The sequence below is a fragment of the Yoonia sp. genome (assembly GCF_030731595.1).
GTDB lineage: Bacteria > Pseudomonadota > Alphaproteobacteria > Rhodobacterales > Rhodobacteraceae > Yoonia.
The window spans coordinates 44,215-64,015 of record NZ_JANQTS010000009.1 but is presented as its reverse complement, the minus strand read 5'-3'; the positions used below and the strand labels follow the sequence as shown (position 1 = coordinate 64,015).

At 58.9% G+C, this 19,801-nt stretch carries 17 protein-coding genes; 11 read left to right on the top strand and 6 right to left on the bottom strand.

From position 1 onward, the window contains the following. Positions 1-144: 144 nt before the first annotated feature. Genes NWQ23_RS00935 through NWQ23_RS00920 form a run of 4 tightly spaced genes read right to left on the bottom strand, consistent with a single transcriptional unit; the run spans position 145 to position 5,995 of the window. Entirely contained in the window at positions 145-960 is an 816-nt protein-coding gene (locus NWQ23_RS00935; RefSeq protein ID WP_306164350.1) for a phosphodiesterase, read from the bottom strand. Between the two features lie 5 nt (positions 961-965). Then, positions 966-1,355: a VOC family protein gene (locus NWQ23_RS00930; RefSeq protein WP_306164349.1), complete on the bottom strand. Its 390-nt coding sequence runs from the start codon at positions 1,353-1,355 to the stop codon at positions 966-968. Beyond that, a complete protein-coding gene (locus NWQ23_RS00925; protein WP_306164348.1) occupies positions 1,352-4,795 on the bottom strand; it encodes a pyruvate carboxylase in 3,444 nt (1,147 codons plus the stop codon). The genes NWQ23_RS00930 and NWQ23_RS00925 overlap by 4 nt, the downstream gene beginning before the upstream one ends. 60 nt (positions 4,796-4,855) lie before the next feature. Continuing rightward, positions 4,856-5,995, bottom strand: coding sequence for an alpha-hydroxy acid oxidase (locus NWQ23_RS00920; protein ID WP_306164347.1), 1,140 nt, complete (start codon positions 5,993-5,995; stop codon positions 4,856-4,858). A gap of 140 nt (positions 5,996-6,135) precedes the next feature. Here NWQ23_RS00920 and NWQ23_RS00915 point away from each other — a divergent pair, with 140 nt between their 5' ends. Beyond that, on the top strand, positions 6,136-8,529 hold the full coding sequence (locus tag NWQ23_RS00915; protein ID WP_306164346.1) for an ATP-dependent helicase: 2,394 nt from the start codon (positions 6,136-6,138) through the stop codon (positions 8,527-8,529). A 66-nt stretch (positions 8,530-8,595) separates the two neighbouring features. Here NWQ23_RS00915 and NWQ23_RS00910 read toward each other — a convergent pair whose 3' ends face one another. Further along, positions 8,596-9,195 carry a LysE family translocator gene (locus NWQ23_RS00910; RefSeq protein ID WP_306164345.1) on the bottom strand — a complete coding sequence of 200 codons (600 nt, stop codon included), beginning with the start codon at positions 9,193-9,195 and terminating at the stop codon, positions 8,596-8,598. Positions 9,196-9,267: 72 nt separating this feature from the next. On the opposite strand from NWQ23_RS00910, the gene NWQ23_RS00905 reads away from it, so the two are divergent. Continuing rightward, the gene (locus NWQ23_RS00905) at positions 9,268-9,720 is read left to right on the top strand and encodes an Lrp/AsnC family transcriptional regulator (RefSeq protein WP_306164344.1); all 453 of its coding nucleotides are present in this window, start codon (positions 9,268-9,270) and stop codon (positions 9,718-9,720) included. 84 nt (positions 9,721-9,804) lie between these two features. Beyond that, positions 9,805-10,272, top strand: a complete 468-nt coding sequence (locus tag NWQ23_RS00900) for a DUF2127 domain-containing protein (RefSeq protein ID WP_306164343.1) — start codon at positions 9,805-9,807, stop codon at positions 10,270-10,272. A gap of 339 nt (positions 10,273-10,611) precedes the next feature. On the opposite strand, the gene NWQ23_RS00895 is transcribed toward NWQ23_RS00900, so the two are convergent. After that, positions 10,612-10,827 (bottom strand): DUF1127 domain-containing protein, encoded by a 216-nt coding sequence (locus tag NWQ23_RS00895; protein WP_306164342.1) that lies wholly within the window; start codon positions 10,825-10,827, stop codon positions 10,612-10,614. A 251-nt stretch (positions 10,828-11,078) separates the two neighbouring features. On the opposite strand from NWQ23_RS00895, the gene NWQ23_RS00890 reads away from it, so the two are divergent. The 8 genes from NWQ23_RS00890 (at position 11,079) to murF (ending at position 19,798) form a co-directional block, all read left to right on the top strand. Next, positions 11,079-12,152 carry an Mrp/NBP35 family ATP-binding protein gene (locus NWQ23_RS00890; protein WP_306164341.1) on the top strand — a complete coding sequence of 358 codons (1,074 nt, stop codon included), beginning with the start codon at positions 11,079-11,081 and terminating at the stop codon, positions 12,150-12,152. Beyond that, positions 12,149-12,649: a GNAT family N-acetyltransferase gene (locus NWQ23_RS00885; protein ID WP_306164340.1), complete on the top strand. Its 501-nt coding sequence runs from the start codon at positions 12,149-12,151 to the stop codon at positions 12,647-12,649. The genes NWQ23_RS00890 and NWQ23_RS00885 overlap by 4 nt, the downstream gene beginning before the upstream one ends. 593 nt (positions 12,650-13,242) lie before the next feature. Next, positions 13,243-13,737 carry a division/cell wall cluster transcriptional repressor MraZ gene (locus NWQ23_RS00880; protein WP_306164339.1) on the top strand — a complete coding sequence of 165 codons (495 nt, stop codon included), beginning with the start codon at positions 13,243-13,245 and terminating at the stop codon, positions 13,735-13,737. Positions 13,738-13,742: 5 nt separating this feature from the next. Beyond that, on the top strand, positions 13,743-14,726 hold the full coding sequence (gene rsmH, locus NWQ23_RS00875) for a 16S rRNA (cytosine(1402)-N(4))-methyltransferase RsmH (RefSeq protein ID WP_306164338.1): 984 nt from the start codon (positions 13,743-13,745) through the stop codon (positions 14,724-14,726). Continuing rightward, positions 14,727-15,086, top strand: coding sequence for a cell division protein FtsL (locus tag NWQ23_RS00870; RefSeq protein ID WP_306164337.1), 360 nt, complete (start codon positions 14,727-14,729; stop codon positions 15,084-15,086). Further along, the gene (locus NWQ23_RS00865) at positions 15,083-16,867 is read left to right on the top strand and encodes a penicillin-binding protein 2 (RefSeq protein ID WP_306164336.1); all 1,785 of its coding nucleotides are present in this window, start codon (positions 15,083-15,085) and stop codon (positions 16,865-16,867) included. Before NWQ23_RS00870 ends, NWQ23_RS00865 begins: the two co-directional genes overlap by 4 nt. A gap of 13 nt (positions 16,868-16,880) precedes the next feature. Beyond that, the gene (locus NWQ23_RS00860; protein WP_306164335.1) at positions 16,881-18,368 is read left to right on the top strand and encodes a UDP-N-acetylmuramoyl-L-alanyl-D-glutamate--2,6-diaminopimelate ligase; all 1,488 of its coding nucleotides are present in this window, start codon (positions 16,881-16,883) and stop codon (positions 18,366-18,368) included. Further along, positions 18,365-19,798 carry a UDP-N-acetylmuramoyl-tripeptide--D-alanyl-D-alanine ligase gene (murF, locus tag NWQ23_RS00855; protein WP_306164334.1) on the top strand — a complete coding sequence of 478 codons (1,434 nt, stop codon included), beginning with the start codon at positions 18,365-18,367 and terminating at the stop codon, positions 19,796-19,798. The genes NWQ23_RS00860 and murF overlap by 4 nt, the downstream gene beginning before the upstream one ends. The last annotated feature ends 3 nt before the right edge of the window (positions 19,799-19,801 follow it).

Here is a 19,801-nt window from a genome sequence, read left to right as displayed (position 1 = left end):
CGACCCTAACCTTGGCAAGGTTATGCTCTACCCCTGAGCTACGCCCGCATCCGTTTCGTGAGGGCTGATCTATAAAGAAGCTTTGCGTTCTGCAAGACCAAAATCACATATCGGCCCAGAATTTCCTGATGGTCATTCTGTCAGTCAATCGTCGGTGCTGTAGCCGCCATAGACACGGCGGTCTTTGATTCCGACATCTTCGCTATGTACGATCACGCCGTCGTCAGAGAGCAGGGCCAGCCCGTATGCGCCGGGTTCGTTTGATGACAGATGCGAATTGGGCGTCTCAAGATCAATCACCCCCTGATGACAGGGACTTTTGAACATGCTCCATGGCACGCCCCGTATGCTGCCGGACATGGTGCGATGCACATGCCCGCAGATCAGGTGGACAGCGCCATGACGTGCCAGCAGGTCCAGAAAGGAGTCACCCTGAGCAAGCCTGATCAAATCCATGCCGACGATGCCCGTCGCAAAAGGCGGGTGATGGATGCAGACGATCGCTTGCCGACCCTCCCGCGACACCAGCGCATCCTCTAGAAATGCCAAACGCGCGTGGCAAAGGCGGCCTGCATGATGCCCCTCGGGATAGGGCGGGCCATCAAGCGAATCGAGTGTGATGATCCGGTGGTTTTCAAGGTCAAAGACATGCTGGATATGGCCCGATTCCGTCTGCGGGGCCTTGGGGAACGCGGCAAGGAACGCCTCGCGCCGGTCGTGGTTCCCCAGCATCGGGATGATCGGGATCGGGACGGCCTCAAGGATGCCACGCAGAACGGCGTATTCTTCGGGCAGTCCGTGGTGGGTCAGATCGCCCAGCACGATCAGCGCTGCCGCATCCCCATGAGCGGTCAGTGCCGCATCCAGCGCCTTTTGCAGCCGCGCCGCCGGATCAAGCCCGATGATCGTCGCGCCCGGCGCACAGATGTGCAGATCGCTGAGGAACAGGATTTTTTGCATGTCGCCTAATCCTTGAACTGGATCAAATCCCAACGGTTTCCGAACGGATCAGCAAACACCGCGACTTGCCCGTAAGGCTCTGTGCGGGGCGCTTCCTCGAAGACCACAGCGTTTTCGCGCATCCGTTTGTAATCGCCCGAAAAATCGTCGGTCTGCAAGAACAGCCAGACACGTCCGCCGCCTTGTGCGCCAATCGCGGCCACCTGAGCGTCGCCAACAGCGCGGGCCAGCAGAAATCCGGTTTGTGCGCCCTTGGGCGCCACCCGCACCCAGCGTTTGCCGGCCCCAAGGTCGGTGTCTTCCAGAAGGTCAAACCCCATTTGCCCTACGAAGAATGCGAGCCCTGCGTCATAGTCCGGCACGAGGATCGACAAGAGGGCAAGGTGCTGGCTCACTCCAACTCCACCAACAGGTCCTTGGCGTCAATCTGGCTACCCGCTTGGACATGCACGGCCTTGATGACCGCGTCCCGCTCGGCATGAATGCCGGTTTCCATCTTCATAGCCTCGATGGTCAGCAGCAGATCGCCCGCTTTGACCTCTTTGCCCGCAGTGGCGGCCACGGTTGCCACAACTCCCGGCATCGGCGCACCGATATGGTTGTGATTGCTGATATCGGCTTTGGGTCGCTGGACCTTGTCGGCGGCGGCCAAGCGGTTCATCACGCGGATCGTGCGCGGCTGGCCGTTAAGTTCGAAAAAGACTTTGACCTCGCCGTCTTCATTCGCATCCGCCACGGCCTGCATCCGTATTTCAAGCGTTTTGCCGGGGTCGATTTCGGCGGTGATCTCTTCGCCCGGTTCCATCCCGTAAAAGAAAGTGCGCGTGGGTAATGTCCGCACGGGGCCGTAGATCCTATGGCGGCCCATATAATCAAGGAAAACCTTGGGGTACATCAGATAGCCGTTGAGGTCTTCGTCATCAATCGTCTTGCCCTCAAGCTGCTTGATCAGATCGGCACGGGCGGCGTCCAGATCGACGGGCGGCAAATGCTTGCCCGGGCGTTCCGTGATCGGCTTTTCGCCTTTCAGGATCTTCTTCTGGATCGCTTTCGGCCAGCCACCGGGAGGTTGGCCCAGATTGCCGTGCATCATCTCCACAACGCTGTCAGGGAAGACAACTTCGACAGCAGGGTCTTCGACCTGCGCGCGGGTCAGCCCTTGGCTGACCATCATCAGGGCCATGTCGCCCACCACCTTTGATGACGGCGTGACCTTGACGATATCGCCGAACATCTGGTTCACATCCGCATAGGTCTGGGCGACTTCGTGCCAGCGTTCTTCCAGCCCCAGCGAGCGCGCCTGTGCTTTGAGGTTGGTGAACTGCCCACCGGGCATTTCGTGCAAATAGACCTCGGAGGCGGGGGCCTGTAGCCCGCTTTCAAAGGCCGCGTAATGCGCGCGGACCTGTTCAAAGTAGTTGCTGATCTCGCGGATCGCCTTGATATCAAGGCCGGTGTCGCGGGCATCGCCGCGCAGGGCCTCTACGATCGACCCGAGGGTGGGCTGGGACGTGTTGCCCGACAGCGCATCCATCGCCGCATCAACACAGTCAACACCGGCGGCAGAGGCGGCAAGGATCGTGGCGATGGCCGCCCCCGAAGTGTCATGCGTGTGGAAATGGATCGGCAGGTTGATTTCGTCCTTCAGCGCCTTGACCAAAGCCGTGGCCGCTGCCGGTTTCATCAGGCCCGCCATATCCTTGAGGCCCAGCACATGCGCGCCTGCGGCTTCCAGTTCCTTGGCCATGCCGACGTAATATTTGAGGTCGTATTTTGACCGGTTGGGATCAAGCAGATCGCCGGTATAGCAGATCGTGCCTTCGCAGACTTTTTCGGCCTTGATCACGGCATCCATCGCCACGCGCATGTTTTCCACCCAGTTCAGGCTGTCGAACACACGGAAGACATCGACGCCGGATGTTGCGGCCTGCGCCACAAAGCTTTGCACCACGTTATCGGGGTAATTGGTGTAGCCCACACCGTTGGAGGCACGCAGCAGCATTTGGGTCATGATATTGGGCATCGCCGCGCGGATGTCGCGCAGGCGCTGCCACGGGCATTCCTGCAAAAAGCGGTAGGCCACATCGAAAGTTGCCCCGCCCCAGCACTCGACGCTGAAAAGCTGGTGCATCTTGGTGGCATAGGCAGGAGCCGCGTTGATCATGTCGATCGAGCGCATCCGCGTGGCCAGCAGGGACTGGTGCCCGTCGCGCATCGTGGTGTCGGTGATCAGAAGCTGCTTTTGGTCGCGCATCCAATCGGCCACGGCCTCTGGCCCGAATTGGTCCAGGATGTTGCGGGTACCCGGTGTCACCTCAATTGTCGGTTTCACCGGCGGACGCGGTTTTTTCACATCGGCAGCAGGGCGCGGACGGCCCACGGTCTCTGGATGCCCGTTCACGGTGATATCGGCGATATAGGTCAGGATTTTCGTGGCCCTGTCGCGCCGCTTGGAGAATTTGAAAAGCTCCGGCGTCTCGTCGATGAATTTGGTGTGGTATTCGTTGTTCAGGAATGTCGGGTGCTTGAGCAGGTTTTCCACAAAGGCGATATTGGTCGACACACCGCGAATTCGGAATTCGCGCAAGGCGCGGTCCATCCGTGCGATGGCCATTTCCGGCGTCGGCGCGCGGGCGGTCACTTTGGTCAGCAAGCTGTCATAATAGCGCGTGATCACAGCGCCCGAATAGGCGGTGCCACCGTCCAGACGAATACCGGGTCCTGTGGCCGAGCGATACATCTGGATGCGGCCATAGTCAGGGATAAAGTTGTTCTGCGGGTCTTCGGTCGTCACCCGACATTGCAGGGCATGGCCGTCCAGTTTCACGTCATACTGGCTGGCGCAGCCTGTGGCCTCGACCAGTGATTTGCCCTCGGCGATCAGGATCTGTGCGCGGACAATGTCGATGCCAGTGACCTCTTCCGTCACGGTATGTTCGACCTGCACACGGGGGTTCACTTCGATAAAATAGAACTCGCCGCTGTCCATATCCATCAGGAATTCGACCGTGCCCGCGCATTCGTAGTTTACGTGCTGGCATAGCTTTTTGCCCAGATTGCAGATCTGTTCGCGCTGGGTTTCGCTGAGGTAGGGGGCAGGGGCGCGCTCAACCACCTTTTGGTTGCGGCGCTGGACGGAACAGTCGCGTTCCCACAGGTGGTAAATCTGGCCGTGGCTGTCACCGAGGATCTGCACTTCCACGTGGCGCGCGCGCATGATCATCTTTTCCAGATAGCCTTCGCCATTGCCAAAGGCGGCTTCGGCCTCGCGGCGGCCTTCCAGGACTTTTTCCTCTAGCTCGCTTTCGTTCATGATCGGGCGCATGCCGCGCCCGCCGCCGCCCCAAGAGGCCTTGAGCATCAGCGGATAGCCGACAGCGGCCGCTTCTTTCTTGATTGCGGCCATATCATCGCCAAGCACTTCCGTGGCGGGAATGACGGGTACGCCGGCCTCCATCGCCACGCGGCGGGCGCTGGCCTTGTCGCCCAACTGGCGCATGGTTTCGGCCTTGGGCCCGATGAATGTGATCCCGTTGGCGGTACAGGCATCGACAAAGTCAGGGTTCTCTGACAGCAGCCCATAACCGGGGTGGATCGCATCGGCGCCCGACATTTTGGCGACGCGGATGATTTCATCAATCGAAAGATAGGCCGCAACAGGCCCGAGGTTTTCGCCGATCCGGTAGGCTTCATCCGCCTTGAAGCGGTGCAGGCCCAATTTATCCTCTTCGGCAAAGATCGCGACCGTCTTCTTGCCCATCTCATTGGCGGCACGCATGATGCGGATCGCAATCTCGCCTCGGTTGGCAATCAGGATTTTCTTAAAGTCGGTCATGGCGGATCCTTTCGCAGTTGCAGCATTGGTAAGCGGCAAATCACGGGGCGTCCACTGTGATTAACTGTTTACGCGCAACCGACCGGGCAATTCCTTGAGGCTTCTGGTCCCGATCTGCCCCATATTGCTGATCATATCCTGTCGCAAAATATCCAGCACATGGGACGCCCCCTGTTCACCCAATGCCGCCAGCCCGTAGTGGAACGCGCGGCCCAGCATCACGAAATCTGCCCCAAGGGCAAGCGCACGCAGCACGTCCAGACCACCTTCGATTCCGCTGTCAAAAATGATGGGCAGCGGTGTGGCGGCGCGCACCAAAGGGAGCGTTTCGATTGTCGCAGGCCCGCCATCAAACTGACGCCCAGCGTGGTTGCTGACCCAGATCGCATCAGCGCCTTCATCCGTCAGGCGGGCGGCGTCATCAGGGTTGCCGATGCCTTTGACGATCAACGGCCCATCCCAGACATCGCGCAGCGATTTGAAATAGTCCCAATCCGGCGAGGTCCGCAGCAGATAGCCCACATGCTGGTTCGAGGGCAGGGTGCCTTTGACGTCCGAATAGCTTTCCATCAGGCGCAGGCGCGGCATGCCCGTCTTGCGCACGCCATTCAGCCAGGCCGGACATTGCGCGGCCTGCATTGCAAGCCTTGGGGTCAGTTTCGGCGGCTGGGTCAACCCGCCCCGCGTTTGCCGCTCACGGCGTGACGCGACCGGCACATCAACGGTCAAGACAATCGTATGAAAGCCCGCGTTCCTGGCGCGCGACAGGATATCGTCGCGAATACCGGGATCACGCGGGGGATACAGCTGGAACCATGCGTGATCGCCTGCGTGCGGGCCCACATCCTCGGGCAATTGACTGGCCACGGTGGACAGGGTGTAGGGAATATTCTCGCGGGCGGCAGTGCGGGCCAGCATCTGCTCGGCCCCCGGCCAGATCAGGCCGGACATGCCGACAGGGGCAATGCCGATAGGCAACGGATGGGTCTGGCCCAGCAATGTCGTAGAGAGATCGGGATCGAACTCCCCATGCAGGATGGAGGGGTTGAGCAAGACCTGATCCAGCTTTTGCCGGTTGCGTTTCTGGGTGGCTTCGACACCGGTCGCACTGTCCAGATATTCCCAGACGAAATGCGGAATGCGGGCGCGTGCGCGCGTTTTCAGGTCGGATATTGCGGGGTACTGGCTATGTAGACTCATGTTTGCAAGCTATGGCGGAACTTGCGCGATTGGCAATGTCGGGATGCCTCCGGCGGGGATATTTTTGCTCGGAAGAAGGCGGGGAGAACGGAAGTAGAACAAGGCTTTTCTTGGCGGGCAGTTGGCGCTATGTCTGGAGGATGAGCAGTTTTTCCGAAGATGATGCGTTCGAAGCCGCAGCCCTGCCGTTGAGCCAGCGGGCGATGGCACGGCCTGCGATGACCCATCTGGACGGGCTGAACCCCGCGCAACGCGAGGCCGTCGAGCGGCTTGATGGTCCGGTCTTGATGCTGGCAGGCGCTGGCACTGGCAAAACGAAGGCCCTCACCAGCCGGATCGCACATTTGCTTGCCACGGGCAGCGCCCGACCGCACGAGATTTTGGCGGTCACCTTTACCAACAAGGCCGCCCGCGAGATGAAGTCGCGGATCGGCGGTCTGATGGGTGAAGCGGTCGAAGGGATGCCGTGGCTGGGGACCTTCCATTCTGTCTGCGCCAAACAGTTGCGCCGCCATGCGGAATTGGTCGGGCTGAAGTCGAACTTTACGATTCTCGATACTGACGACCAAATCCGGCTGATGAAGCAATTGATCGCGGCGGCTGGCATTGACGATAAGCGTTGGCCCGCGCGGATGCTCTCGGGCATTATCGACGGCTGGAAGAACAAGGCCTATACGCCTGACAAGGTGCCTGTTGCGGATAGCGGTGCCTTTGATCACAAGGGCATAGAGCTTTACGCCGCCTATCAGCGCCGTTTGCGGGAACTCAACGCAGTCGATTTTGGCGATATTCTGTTGCATATGGTCACGATCTTTCAGACCCACGACGATATCTTGCAGCAATACCAGCGCTGGTTCCGCTACATCCTTGTGGACGAATACCAAGACACCAACGTGGCCCAATATATGTGGCTGCGCCTGCTGGCGGCTGGGCACAAGAACATTTGCTGTGTGGGCGATGACGACCAGTCGATCTATGGCTGGCGCGGGGCCGAGGTGGGCAATATCCTGCGGTTTGAAAAGGATTTCCCGGGCGCGCATGTGGTGCGGCTGGAGGAGAACTATCGCTCTACCCCGCATATTCTCGCTGCGGCCTCAGGCGTCATCGCGGCCAATAAGGGGCGCTTGGGCAAGACTTTGTTTACCGCGCAACAGGATGGCGAAAAGGTTCGCCTGATCGGCCATTGGGACGGCGAGGAAGAGGCCCGCTGGATCGGTGAAGAGGTTGAGGCGATGCAGCGCGGTACGCGGGGGCGTGATCCTTTGGGGCTGGATTCCATGGCCATTCTCGTCCGCGCCTCACACCAGATGCGCGCGTTCGAGGACCGGTTCCTGACCATCGGTCTGCCGTATCGCGTCATCGGCGGCCCGCGCTTTTACGAGCGGATGGAGATCCGAGATGCCATGGCCTATTTCCGGCTTGCCGTGTCCCCCGAGGATGATCTGGCCTTCGAGCGGATCGTGAACACGCCCAAACGCGGGCTTGGTGACAAGGCGATCCAGACCATCCAGCGCACAGCGCGCAGCAATGGGGTATCGCTGGTTGAGGGCGCACGCCTTGTCTGTCAGGGGAAATTGCTGGGCGGCAAGGGGCTCAAAGAGCTTGCGATCTTGGTTGCCGGGTTGGATCGCTGGGCGGCGCAGGTCCGCGCCGAGGCGGATACCCATGTCGAACTCGCCGAGATGATCCTTGATGAAAGCGGCTATACGGGGTTCTGGCAAAACGACAAAACGCCAGAGGCGCCGGGGCGGCTGGAAAACCTCAAGGAACTGGTCAAGGCGCTCGAGAATTTCGAGAACCTGCAAGGCTTTCTCGAACATGTGAGCCTGATCATGGAGAACGAGACCGAAGAGCAGGGCGAGAAGGTCAGCATCATGACGCTCCACGCCGCCAAGGGGCTGGAGTTTCCGGCCGTCTTTCTGCCCGGTTGGGAGGATGGTCTGTTTCCCTCGCAGCGTTCGATGGATGAAAGCGGATTGAAAGGTCTCGAGGAAGAGCGGCGCTTGGCCTATGTGGGCATCACGCGGGCCGAGGAGATTTGCACGATTTCCTTTGCCGCCAACAGGCGGGTCTATGGCCAATGGCAGTCACAGATGCCGTCGCGCTTTATCGACGAATTGCCCGCAGATCATGTGGAGGTCCTGACCCCACCGGGCCTTTATGGGGGCGGATATGGTGCTGCGGGCATGGCCGCGAGCGCCTCGCCTGCCATGGCGGGGATGGTGGGATCGGACCTGCATGAAAAGGCCCAGAGTGCGGATGTCTATAATTCCCCGGGCTGGCGGCGGTTGCAGTCGCGCAGCCAGCAGCGGGGCATGGCGATGCCATCTGAAGCGCGCCACATCACGATCGACCTCGACGCGGTCAGCGCCTTTACCGAAGGCGACCGTGTGTTCCATCAGAAATTCGGTTATGGCGCAGTGACAGGGATCGAAGGCGACAAGCTGGTCATCGCATTCGACAAAGCGGGATCAAAGCATGTGGTCGCGCGGTTTGTTGTTGCGGCAGATCAGGCCGATGATGTGCCGTTTTGAGAGCGCAAAGATTTTTCGTCGAAAAATCTAGGGTCGTGAACAATTTTCGGCGAAAATTGTTCGCTCCTAATGCGTCAACATCGGATACAGAGAGACGACGAGCAAAACTGCCATTGAGACGTTGAAAGCCCGCAACCGCCGCGCGGTACCAAGCCAGCGCCGGACCTGCACCCCCATCCAGGCCCAAACCGTGACTGACGGAAAATTGGTTGCGGCAAACACGCCCGCGACCATCAGTGATCCTATCCAGATGCTTTGATCCTGTGGGGCATAGGCGCTGATTGCGGTGATTGCCATGAACCATGCTTTGGGATTGACCCATTGAAACGCCGCCGCTTGAAGGAAGGTGAAAGGATTGCCTTTCACCTCCTTTGCCTCGGGTGGGACCGCGTTGGCGATTTTCCAGGCCAACCAGATCATGTAACTGGCGCTGACGACCTTAAGGACGACATTGAGGATCGGATAAGTCTCGAAGATCTGTAACAGAACGATACCCACCATCAGCACCATGAAGGCATGGCCAAGCGAGATGCCCAGCATATGCGGGACGGTGCGGCGCAAACCATAGTTGGCACCCGATGCCATCAGCATCAGGTTATTCGGCCCGGGCGTGATAGAGCTTGCAAAGGCAAAGCCGATGAGGGCGATCAGAATTTCATAAGTCATGGCGCAATAATATGCCGAACAGAGCGCAATAAAATTGCTGCATCGCCAAATTAGTGCTTAAAGTTGCAATAAATGATGAAACAGGACCCCATAAACGAAAAGATATTGCGCGCGTTGTCGCGTGATGGGCGTATCAGCAATATCGAATTGGCAGATCGCGTCGGCTTGTCGCCCTCTGCCTGCCTGCGCCGTGTGCAAGAGCTGGAAAAAGCAGGCGTCATCAAAGGCTACCGCGCGCGGCTTGATCCCGCGCAGACGGGGCGGGCCTTTGTGGTTTATGTGGCTGTGGGGCTGGCCGAACATACCAAAGCGGCGCAAATGGCGTTTGAACAGGCGATGCAGCGCGCTGATGAGGTCGCCGAATGCCACAATGTCGCAGGCGCTTTCGAGTATATGCTGCGGGTCGAGGTGGCGGATTTGCCGGCCTACAAGGCGTTTCATACCGACAAATTGGGGACTGTGCCGCATGTGCGCGCGATCACCAGCTATATGGTGATGGGATCGTCCAAGGATGTCCGTGCGTAGGGCCACCGGATCAGGTGTCACTTTGAGGCTTACAGTTCCGCGCATTCATGGCACATGGAGCGAGATGACAAGGAGAGGCACAAGATGAGCGCCAACGGTCCGATCTTGCTGAACCAGCACCAGTTCTTTGTTGTAACCCTTACGGCAAAGGGGCTGCTGGGGCTGTTGCAAGTCATGATTGCGGCAGCGCTTTCTTTGGGCGTCACGCAAGACCTGCCGCAGTTCGCCCAATGGCTGGTGCAAAATGAACTCACAGAAGACCCGAGTGATTTTCTAGCCTCGCATATCCTCACATGGGCCCAGATGCTGCCTGCGTCGGATACGAGCTTTTATACTGTCTACTTCGCGGCACACGGGACTTTGCATCTTGTGGTCGTGGCCGCATTGCTGGGCGGAGCACGATGGGCGCATCATGCGGCGATCATCGTGTTGAGCGCTTTTGTCGTCTACCAGATATTCGAGTGGTTCTCTGTGGGCGGCGCGATGCTGATCGTGCTGACAGCGATTGATCTTTTGGTGATCTACCTGACGGTCCAGGAACGCCGCGCCTAGCCCAAGGCCCGCTATCGCCCATAAAAAAACGGCCATGCCCGGGAGGAGGTGGGCATGACCGTCTTTATTTATCAGCGCCTCCTTGCGTCTCGGGAGGAGAAGAAGCAAGGCGCGTCCTCGCTGACGTTGCTCGGGAGGAGGTGAGCGCGGCCTGCGGTATCATCGGTTCCACCCGGGAGGAGGTGGGCGGTTCCGAAACTTGTGTCTTAAAGCGGCGGCATCCGGGAGGAGGTGGATGCCGCCACCTTAATGTTGACCCAAAGCCTCGGGAGGAGGTGAAGCCTTGGGTTGTGTCCAGATCTGCCTTAAGGGAGGAGGCGGCAGATCCGAATTCTTCAATTACTTGCCGTAAGCGGCTTCACGGGCGATGGCGCTGATCGAAGCGCGCGCAATGCCCAGATCGTCGAGATCACGGTCTGTCAGTGAGGCCAGTTCGGCCAGTGTTGTGTTATAGACTTTGCGTTTCGCGGCGTACTCCGCCATATCAGCCCGGAGCGCGGCAAACCGCTGTCCAAGTGAGAAACCGGCAAAGCCTGTTGCTGTGTTATAAGTCATCTGCTTGTCTCAATTCCAATTAAGAGGAGCGCTGTTTGTTGCTCCGTTGTGCCAAAGATGTATGATTATGCTGCAGTTGCACAATGGCCGTTTAGACAATGCTGCTATGCAGAAATTGCATAAGCACTTCTGACCTACTGTCATCAATCTGACGCAATTTTGGGCATCCGGTGTGAAACCCTTGCGATTTGGCCCAAACGTGCCAGAAGTTGGGGGAAAATTTAGCCATAAAGAAAACTCGAGGTCTCAGCATGTCCGTCACCCGCGATGAAATTCTAAGCGCTTTGGCGCGACTCACTTTGCCGGGTGGGGATGATCTGGTGTCGCGTGACATGATCCGCGCGCTTTCTATCGAAGGCGCGGCCGTCCGTTTCGTTATCGAGGCAGCCAATCCAGAGGAAGCTTCCAAAATGGAGGGTGTCCGCCGCGCCGCGGAACAAATGGTGCAGGGATTGGCCGGAGTTGAAAAGGTTTCGGTTGTTTTGACAGCCCACGGCCCAGCACCCAAGCCTGCAGAGCCACCCTCGCTCAAGATTGGCCGCCATCCGACACCGCAGGCCGGACCTGCCAAGGTCTCTGGCGTTGACCGTATTCTGGCGATTGGGTCGGGCAAAGGCGGCGTTGGCAAATCGACTGTTTCATCCAACCTTGCTGTGGCTTTGGCACGGGAAGGTCGCCGCGTTGGTCTTTTGGACGCAGATATCTATGGCCCCTCGCAGCCCCGCATGATGGGTGTGAACAAGCGCCCGGGCAGTCCGGATGGCAAAACCATCATCCCGTTGCAGGCGCACGGTGTCACGATGATGTCGATCGGTCTGATGATGGAAGAGGGCAAGGCCGTTGTCTGGCGCGGCCCGATGCTGATGGGGGCGTTGCAACAGATGTTGGGGCAGGTGCAATGGGGCGAACTTGATGTTTTGATCGTCGATCTGCCCCCCGGCACTGGTGATGTGCAGTTGACCCTGTGCCAGAAAACCGAACTGACGGGCGCGATTGTGGTCAGTACCCCGCAGGACGTGGCCTTGATTGATGCGCGCAAGGCGCTGGATATGTTCAATTCGCTGCGGACCCCTGTGCTTGGGATGATCGAGAACATGTCAACCTTCGTCTGCCCGACTTGCGGGACCGAATCGCATATATTTGGTCATGGCGGCGTTGCGGCCGAAGCTGAAAAGATCGGGGTGCCGTTCCTTGGGTCATTGCCGATTGATCTGGCTACGCGACTTGCGGGGGATGCAGGTACACCGATTGCGGCAGGTGACGGGCCGATGGCCGATGCCTACCGCGCCTTGGCGCGCCGCCTGATTGACGGTGGCATCGCTTGATCACCATCCGCGCTGCTGTGCCAGAAGATTTCGATCTTATCTGGCCCATGCTGCGCGATGTGTTTCGGGCGGGCGAGACTTATGCTGTTGATCCCGACATCACCGCAGCGCAGGCAAGGGATTATTGGATGGGACAGGCCAAGGCGACCTATATAGCCGAGGCCGCGGGTCGCATCGTCGGGACCTATTATATCAAGACCAATCAACCCGGCGGCGGGGCGCATATCTGCAACTGCGGCTATATTGTTGATCCCGATGCGCGCGGGCGGGGGATCGCGGCACAAATGTGCGCGCATAGTCAGGCCGAAGCGCAGGCCTTGGGTTACCTCGCGATGCAGTTCAACTTTGTTCTGGCCTCCAATGCGGGGGCTGTCCGGCTCTGGCATCGGTTGGGGTTCACGACGGTGGGAACAATCCCTCTGGCCTTCGCGCACCCGACACAGGGCTATGTCGATGCCTTTGTGATGCACAAAGCACTGCGCGATGAGACGCGATAGCACGGATCATCGATGATTCTGCCACAGCGTCGGGAATTCATGGAATCGATCCAGAATTCGAATCAAATTCCGATTGATTTTTGGTCCTGAGCAGCGCAAATTTGAAAAATAGTGTTTTTGTCTGATCTTTTTCCAAGTTTTTGGGATTTTATGGAACAGATCGCTTTTTGTCCGACTTGCACTACATTTTGTAGATAGATTGCCGAATTTCGCTGCATATATTGCGAATTCCCTCTGATTGGACCAACATCTTGTTCGCGATGCCGTTCCGGAACACCATGTAGTACCATGAAATCCCAAAAAAGTGTTGATCGGTGATGAAACTGATGCCACAACTGTCTCACGGTAATGACGGACACAATTTCAAAGGGGCAAATTAAGAACCCCTACCGGCAAAAGCAGGTTTCATACAGGCTTCGCCATTACCGCAATGAAGATCCGGCGCGTGAGCGAGCAGACATCCCCCCAGGTGGCACGCGCAGTCGGACTATCCCAGAAATGGGACGAGGGCGGCGGATTGATCAGTGGCAGCAGATCAATCCGCCGTTTTCACATCCAAAGCATTTTTAGGGGGATTTGAGGGCCGAGGGACAGTGGTTCTGAGTTTTACAGGTACACACACCCAAAAGGTGGACGGGAAGGGACGCATGTCGATCCCTGCCGATTTCCGTCGTGTGCTTGAAACCGGAGACCCCGATTGGACGCCCGGCCTCTTTCCCCGCATGTATCTTTTGTATGGTGAGCATCTGAGCAATCAGTTGCACGGCTATACCGTTGACGAGTTTCGCGCGGTCATCGACCAGATCAATGCCTTGCCGCGTGGGTCGGACAAGAAGAAAAAACTCTCTCGCCTGATCATTGGCCAATCCATCCTGCTGGATGTCGACAGAGATGGGCGCACGGTCATGCCGATCAGTCAGCGTCAGAAGCTGGGGATTGCTGAGGGAGAGTTGACCTTTACCGGCATGGGCGACCATTTCGAGATATGGAAGGCCGAGACCTACACCAATGAAGTCGCCGACGAAATGGCCGCCTGGCTAAGCGAGCAGGGGGATGGCTTTGATCCGCTGATCCTCTTGGACGGGTAACACTTATGTCCGCTGCCGCTGAAACCTCACCCCATATTCCTGTTCTGATTAGACCGCTCATCGCAGCGGTCTCGCCTGTTTCAGGGGTCTGGTTGGACGGAACCTTTGGCAATGGCGGATATACTCGCGCTTTGCTGGCCGCTGGCGCTGACAAAGTGATCGGCGTGGACCGTGATCCGCTGGCGTTTGAAATGGCTGCGGATTGGATCGGCACTTATGGTGACCGGATTGAAACGGTCGCGGGCGTATTTTCAAAGTTGGACGACTATGCCTCTGATCTGGATGGCGTTGTCTTGGATCTGGGCGTGAGTTCCATGCAGCTTGATCTGGCCGAACGCGGGTTCTCCTTTATGCGTGATGGGCCACTGGACATGCGGATGTCGCAAGAGGGGCCTTCGGCGGCCGATCTGTGCAATAACGCGGACGAAGCGGAACTTGCCGATATCATCTACCTTTACGGGGAAGAACGCGCATCGCGGCGCATCGCCAAGGCGATTGTCGCGGCCCGCCCTCTGACGACGACGCTGCAACTGGCCAAAATCGTGGAAAGTTGCCTGCCGCGCGCCAAACCCGGCCAATCACATCCCGCAACGCGCACTTTTCAGGCGCTGCGGATCGCGGTGAATAACGAATATGGCGAGCTGGCAGCAGGTCTCATGGCGGCAGAGCGTGCGCTGAAACCGGGTGGGCAGTTGGCTGTCGTGACGTTCCACTCGGTCGAGGACCGGATGGTCAAACGGTTCCTGCAAGCCCGCTCTGGCAACACCGCAAATGCGAACCGCTACGCGCCCGAGACCTCACAGGTCACCCCGGCTTGGCGGATTGAAAAGCGCAAGGCACTCGGGCCGGACGATCAGGAGTTATCAGAAAACCCGCGTTCGCGTTCGGCCAAGTTGCGTGTGGCGATCCGCACGGCTGCGCCCGCGAAAGATATTGATCCGGCAGAGTTGGGCATGCCGATGAAAAAGCAAAAGAAGGGGGGCAGGTAGATGCGTGGCTTGTTTTATGTTTTGGCCGCTTTCGCCGTGATGGGGCTCGCGTTCTGGGCCTATCAGGAAAACTACAAGACCCAAGCGGCCATTGGCGATGTGCGTGACCTGCATGGGCAGATTGGTGCAGCCCACGAGCGGTTGGGCATGCTGCGTGCGGAATGGGCCTATCTGAACCGGCCAGACCGCCTTGCCGATCTTGCGGACCTGAACTTTGACCGACTGGGCCTGTTGCCTTTGATGCCGGATGCCTTTGGTGCGGTTGATCAGATCATCTATCCGATCCCGCCGATCCTGCCGATCACCGACCCGGTCGAACTGTCGTCTGATGCGTTTACCAACGTCGAGGATCCGCTATGATCCGCGAGCCCCTGCGCCCGCTTGCGCGCGTTCTCAAGGCCCGCGAACAGGGCGAAAACCCCGATGCAATCGAGGCAGAGAACCGTGCGAAACGCCACGAGGCCATGGCCGACAAGCAGCGGCAACGCGCCGAGGGGCGTTTGCTGGTGCTGGGTCTTGCATTCTTTTGTGCCTTTGGTCTGATCGGGATGCGCATGGGCGCATTGGCCTCGTCTGTTCCCGAAGAGCCGCGCGCGTCGGTCGCGGGCAATCCCATTATCGGACAACGCTCTGATATCGTTGATAGAAACGGCCGGATTCTGGCGACCAATCTGGCCACCCATTCGCTGTATGCCCATCCGCGTGACATGATTGACCCTGCCAATGCGGCCAAAGGTCTGGCACAGATTTTCCCCGAACTGGACGAGGCGGAACTGCTCAAGGATTTTACCGGCGACCGCCGTTTCTTGTGGATCAGACGCCAGATCAGTCCCGAACAGATGCAGGCCGTGCATGATATCGGCTCGCCTGGTCTGCTGTTCGGCCCGCGCGAGATGCGGCTTTATCCCAATGGCCCGATTGCGGCCCATATCCTTGGCGGGGCCAGCTATGGCCGTGAAGGCGTGGCATCGGCCGAGGTCATTGGCGTGGCCGGGGTTGAACGGCAGTTTGACAGCTTCCTGCGTGACCCTGCGAATGAAGGTGCGCCCTTGCAACTGTCGCTAGACCTGACGGTGCAGGCGGCGGCAGAGCAGGTTCTGGCCGGTGGCATGTCGATCATGAACGCCAAGGGTGCGGCTTCTGTTTTGATGGATGTGCACACCGGCGAGATTATCTCTATGGTCTCGCTCCCCGATTTCGACCCCAACAACCGCCCCCGTGTGCTGACAACGGGCGATCAGTCTGACAGCCCGTTGTTCAATCGTGCGGTACAGGGCGTTTATGAACTGGGCTCGGTCTTCAAGATATTTACAGCGGCGCAAGCGATGGAGCTTGGGTTGGTGAACGCCAATACCATGATCGACACCACAGGTCCGCTGACCTGGGGCCGCTTTCGCATCCGCGACTTTCACGACTACGGGCCAGAGTTGAGCACGACAGATGTGATTGTGGAAAGCTCCAACATCGGGACTGCGCGCATTGCGATGCTGATCGGTGCAGAGCGCCAACGGGAATTTCTCGGCGCGCTGGGCTTTCTGGAACCGACCCCGCTCGAGATGATCGAAGCACCGACCGGAAGACCGCTGTTGCCTACGAATTGGTCTGAAATTTCAACAATGACAATCTCTTACGGTCACGGGTTGTCATCTTCGCCGGTGCATTTGGCCGCTGGCTATGCATCTTTGGTGAATGGCGGAACGCGCGTGCAACCGACCTTGTTGCGCCGCGATACGGTCGAGGTTGGCCCGCGCATTGTCAGCGAAGCGGTCAGCGCGCGGTCACGCGACATGCTGCGGCAGGTCGTGTCACGCGGCACGGCTTCTTTTGCCAATGTTCCGGGCTATGCGGTGGGTGGCAAAACAGGGACTGCGGACAAACCGCGTGCTGCGGGCGGCGGTTACTATGACGACAAGGTCATTTCCACCTTTGCCTCCATTTTTCCGGCGAATGATCCGCAATATGTCTTGATCGTCACCTTCGACGAACCGTCCGAGAATACGGGCGTCGAGCCGCGTCGGACAGCGGGTTGGACTGCCGTGCCAGTGGCCGCTGAAATGATCCGCCGCGTTGCCCCTTTGCTGGGGCTCAGGCCACAAGTGGACAGTTCTCAACCCGTCGGTGTAACACTCACCTCAAACTGATCGAGGGCAGGCGATGAAATCTCTGGCGGAACTGGGGCTGAGGGCACAAGGCGGGCGCGAGGCGCAGATCACCGGCTTGGCTGTTGATAGCCGCGAGGTAAAGCCGGGGTTCCTGTTTGCTGCATTGCCGGGTGCAAAAGTGCATGGCGGTGAATTCATCCAATATGCCCTGCGCATGAAGGCTGGCGCGATCCTGACAGATGCGGAAGGCGCGCGGATTGCGGCCGCCGAACTGGCCGCGAGCGATGCTGCGCTGATCGTGGCCCAAGATCCGCGGCAGGCGCTGGCGCAAACTGCATCGCTCTGGTTTGGTGCGCATCCGGCCACCGTCGTTGCGGTCACTGGCACAAATGGCAAAACCTCGGTCTCGACCTTTTGCCGCCAGATTTGGGAAGAACTGGGCATAGCCGGCGTCAATCTGGGCACCACAGGCGTGGAAGGGGCTTGGAGCCACCCTTTGAAACATACGACGCCAGAGCCGATCACCCTGCATCGTGTCATGGCAGAGGCCGCCAAGAACGGCGTGACCCATGTAGCGATGGAGGCCTCATCGCATGGGCTCGATCAGCGCCGTTTGGATGGTGTTCTGCTGGCTGCCGCAGGTTTTTCGAATTTTTCTCAGGATCATCTGGACTATCATCATACGTTCGAAGCCTATTTTGCCGCCAAGATGGGCCTGTTCAATCGGGTGCTTTCTGACGATGGCGTGGCAGTCATCAACCTTGATGATCCCAAAAGCGCCGAGGTCGTGGCCATATGTGCGGCGCGCGGGCAAGAGGTGATCGGCGTTGGCCGTCATCCGAATGCACGCTTGCGCCTGACGGGGCAGCGGTTTGATGCAACGGGGCAGGAAGTCCTGTTTGAATGGCAAGGGCGCGCGCGGCAGGCCCGCCTTGCACTGATTGGCGGTTTTCAGGCCGAAAATGTCTTGCTTGCCGCAGGGCTGGTGATTGCCGCCGGTGCTGATCCTGCGGATGTCTTCGATACGCTGCCGCATCTGACCACGGTGCGCGGCCGTATGGAACTTGCCGCAACCCGTGACAATGGTGCGGCTGTTTTCGTCGATTACGCCCATACGCCGGATGCAGTTGAAACTGCGCTCAAGGCCATGCGCCCGCATGTGATGGGCCGGATCGTCGTGATTGTCGGTGCGGGTGGGGATCGTGACACAGCCAAGCGCCCTTTGATGGGGGCCGCTGCGGCGCAAAACGCCGACACAGTCATTGTGACAGACGACAACCCACGCTCTGAAGAGCCAAGCGCCATTCGCGCAGCGGTGATGGCTGGCGCGCTGGCAGCGGGCGGGTCGGACAGTATCACTGAAGTTGGCGACAGGGCCGAGGCGATCTTGCGCGGGGTGGATATGTTGGGCGCGGGCGATGCCTTGCTGATTGCGGGCAAAGGCCATGAACCGGGGCAGATCGTGGGCGATACTGTTCTGCCTTTTGATGATGTGGAGCAGGCCAGCGTGGCCGTCGCTGCTTTGGAGGGCCGGATATGACCGCGCTTTGGACCTCGGATGAGGCCGCCGCTGCAACAGGTGGACAGACCACAACGACTTGGGAAGCCAGCGGCGTATCGATTGATACGCGCACGATCCAACCCGGTGACCTTTTTGTCGCCCTGAAGGATATCCGCGACGGTCATGATTTTGTCGCACAAGCGCTGGAAAAAGGGGCGGCTGCGGCATTAGTGACGCATCGCCCAGAGGGTGTGGGAGAGGACGCGCCTTTGCTGATCGTGTCCGATGTGCTGACCGCTTTGGAAGGCTTGGGTGTTGCGGCCCGCGCGCGCACCCAGGCGCGCATTGCGGCCATCACGGGGTCCGTCGGAAAAACCTCGACCAAGGAAATGCTGCGCGCGGTCTTGTCGATGCAGGGCAGATGCCATGCGGCTGAAGCCTCCTACAACAATCATTGGGGTGTGCCGCTGACCTTGGCGCGGATGCCAGCCGATACCGATTATGCCGTGATCGAGATCGGGATGAGCAATCCCGGCGAAATCACGCCATTGTCACAAATGGCGCGCCCGCATGTGGCCATGGTCACAACCGTCGCGGCGGCGCATCTGGCGTCTTTCGAGAACCTCGCAGGGATTGCCGTTGAAAAGGCCAGCATCATGGACGGGCTGGAGCCGGGCGGCATTGCGGTGCTCAATGGGGATATCGAGACCAGTCATATTTTGCAGGATCACGCCCGCGCGCTTGGCGCCCAACAGGTACTGTTCGGGGAAAAGGGCCCGGACTGGACCATCAATCATGTCAGGCTTTGCGGCGAGGCGACCGTGATAAAGGCAACATCCCAAGGCACGGATTATCTCTTTAAGCTCTCGGTGCCCGGTCGCCATTTTGCAAACAATGCGGTTGGCGTCTTGGCTGTTGCCGAAGCCTTGGGTGCTGATCCGGTTGCCGCATCGCTGGATATTGCCAACTGGGTTCCACCTGCGGGGCGCGGGACGCGCGAGATTATTGTGACGGACATGGCAAACGACGGCGAAAGCCTTGCCTTGCTGGATGATGCCTTTAACGCCAATCCAACCTCGCTGGCGGCATCGCTCGAAGTTCTGGCGGCATCCAAACCAACCGACAATGTCGGGCGTCATATCAAGGGACGGCGGATTGCCATCCTTGGCGATATGCTGGAACTGGGACAGGCCGAGGTGCAGATGCATCGGGATATGGCCGCGAACACCCATCTGCAAAGCCTAGATGTGATCCATTGTGCAGGACCGCTGATGCATCACCTCTGGCTCGCTTTACCCGAAGCACAACGCGGGCAATGGGCCGAAACGGCAGCCGAACTGGTCCCCAAAGTCTCGCGGCTGGTTGATGCGGGAGATGTGGTTCTGGTCAAAGGGTCCAAGGGCAGCAAAATCAGTATCGTCGTTGACGCCATCCGCAAACTGGGGCATCGCCGCCCTCAAGAAGAATAAGGG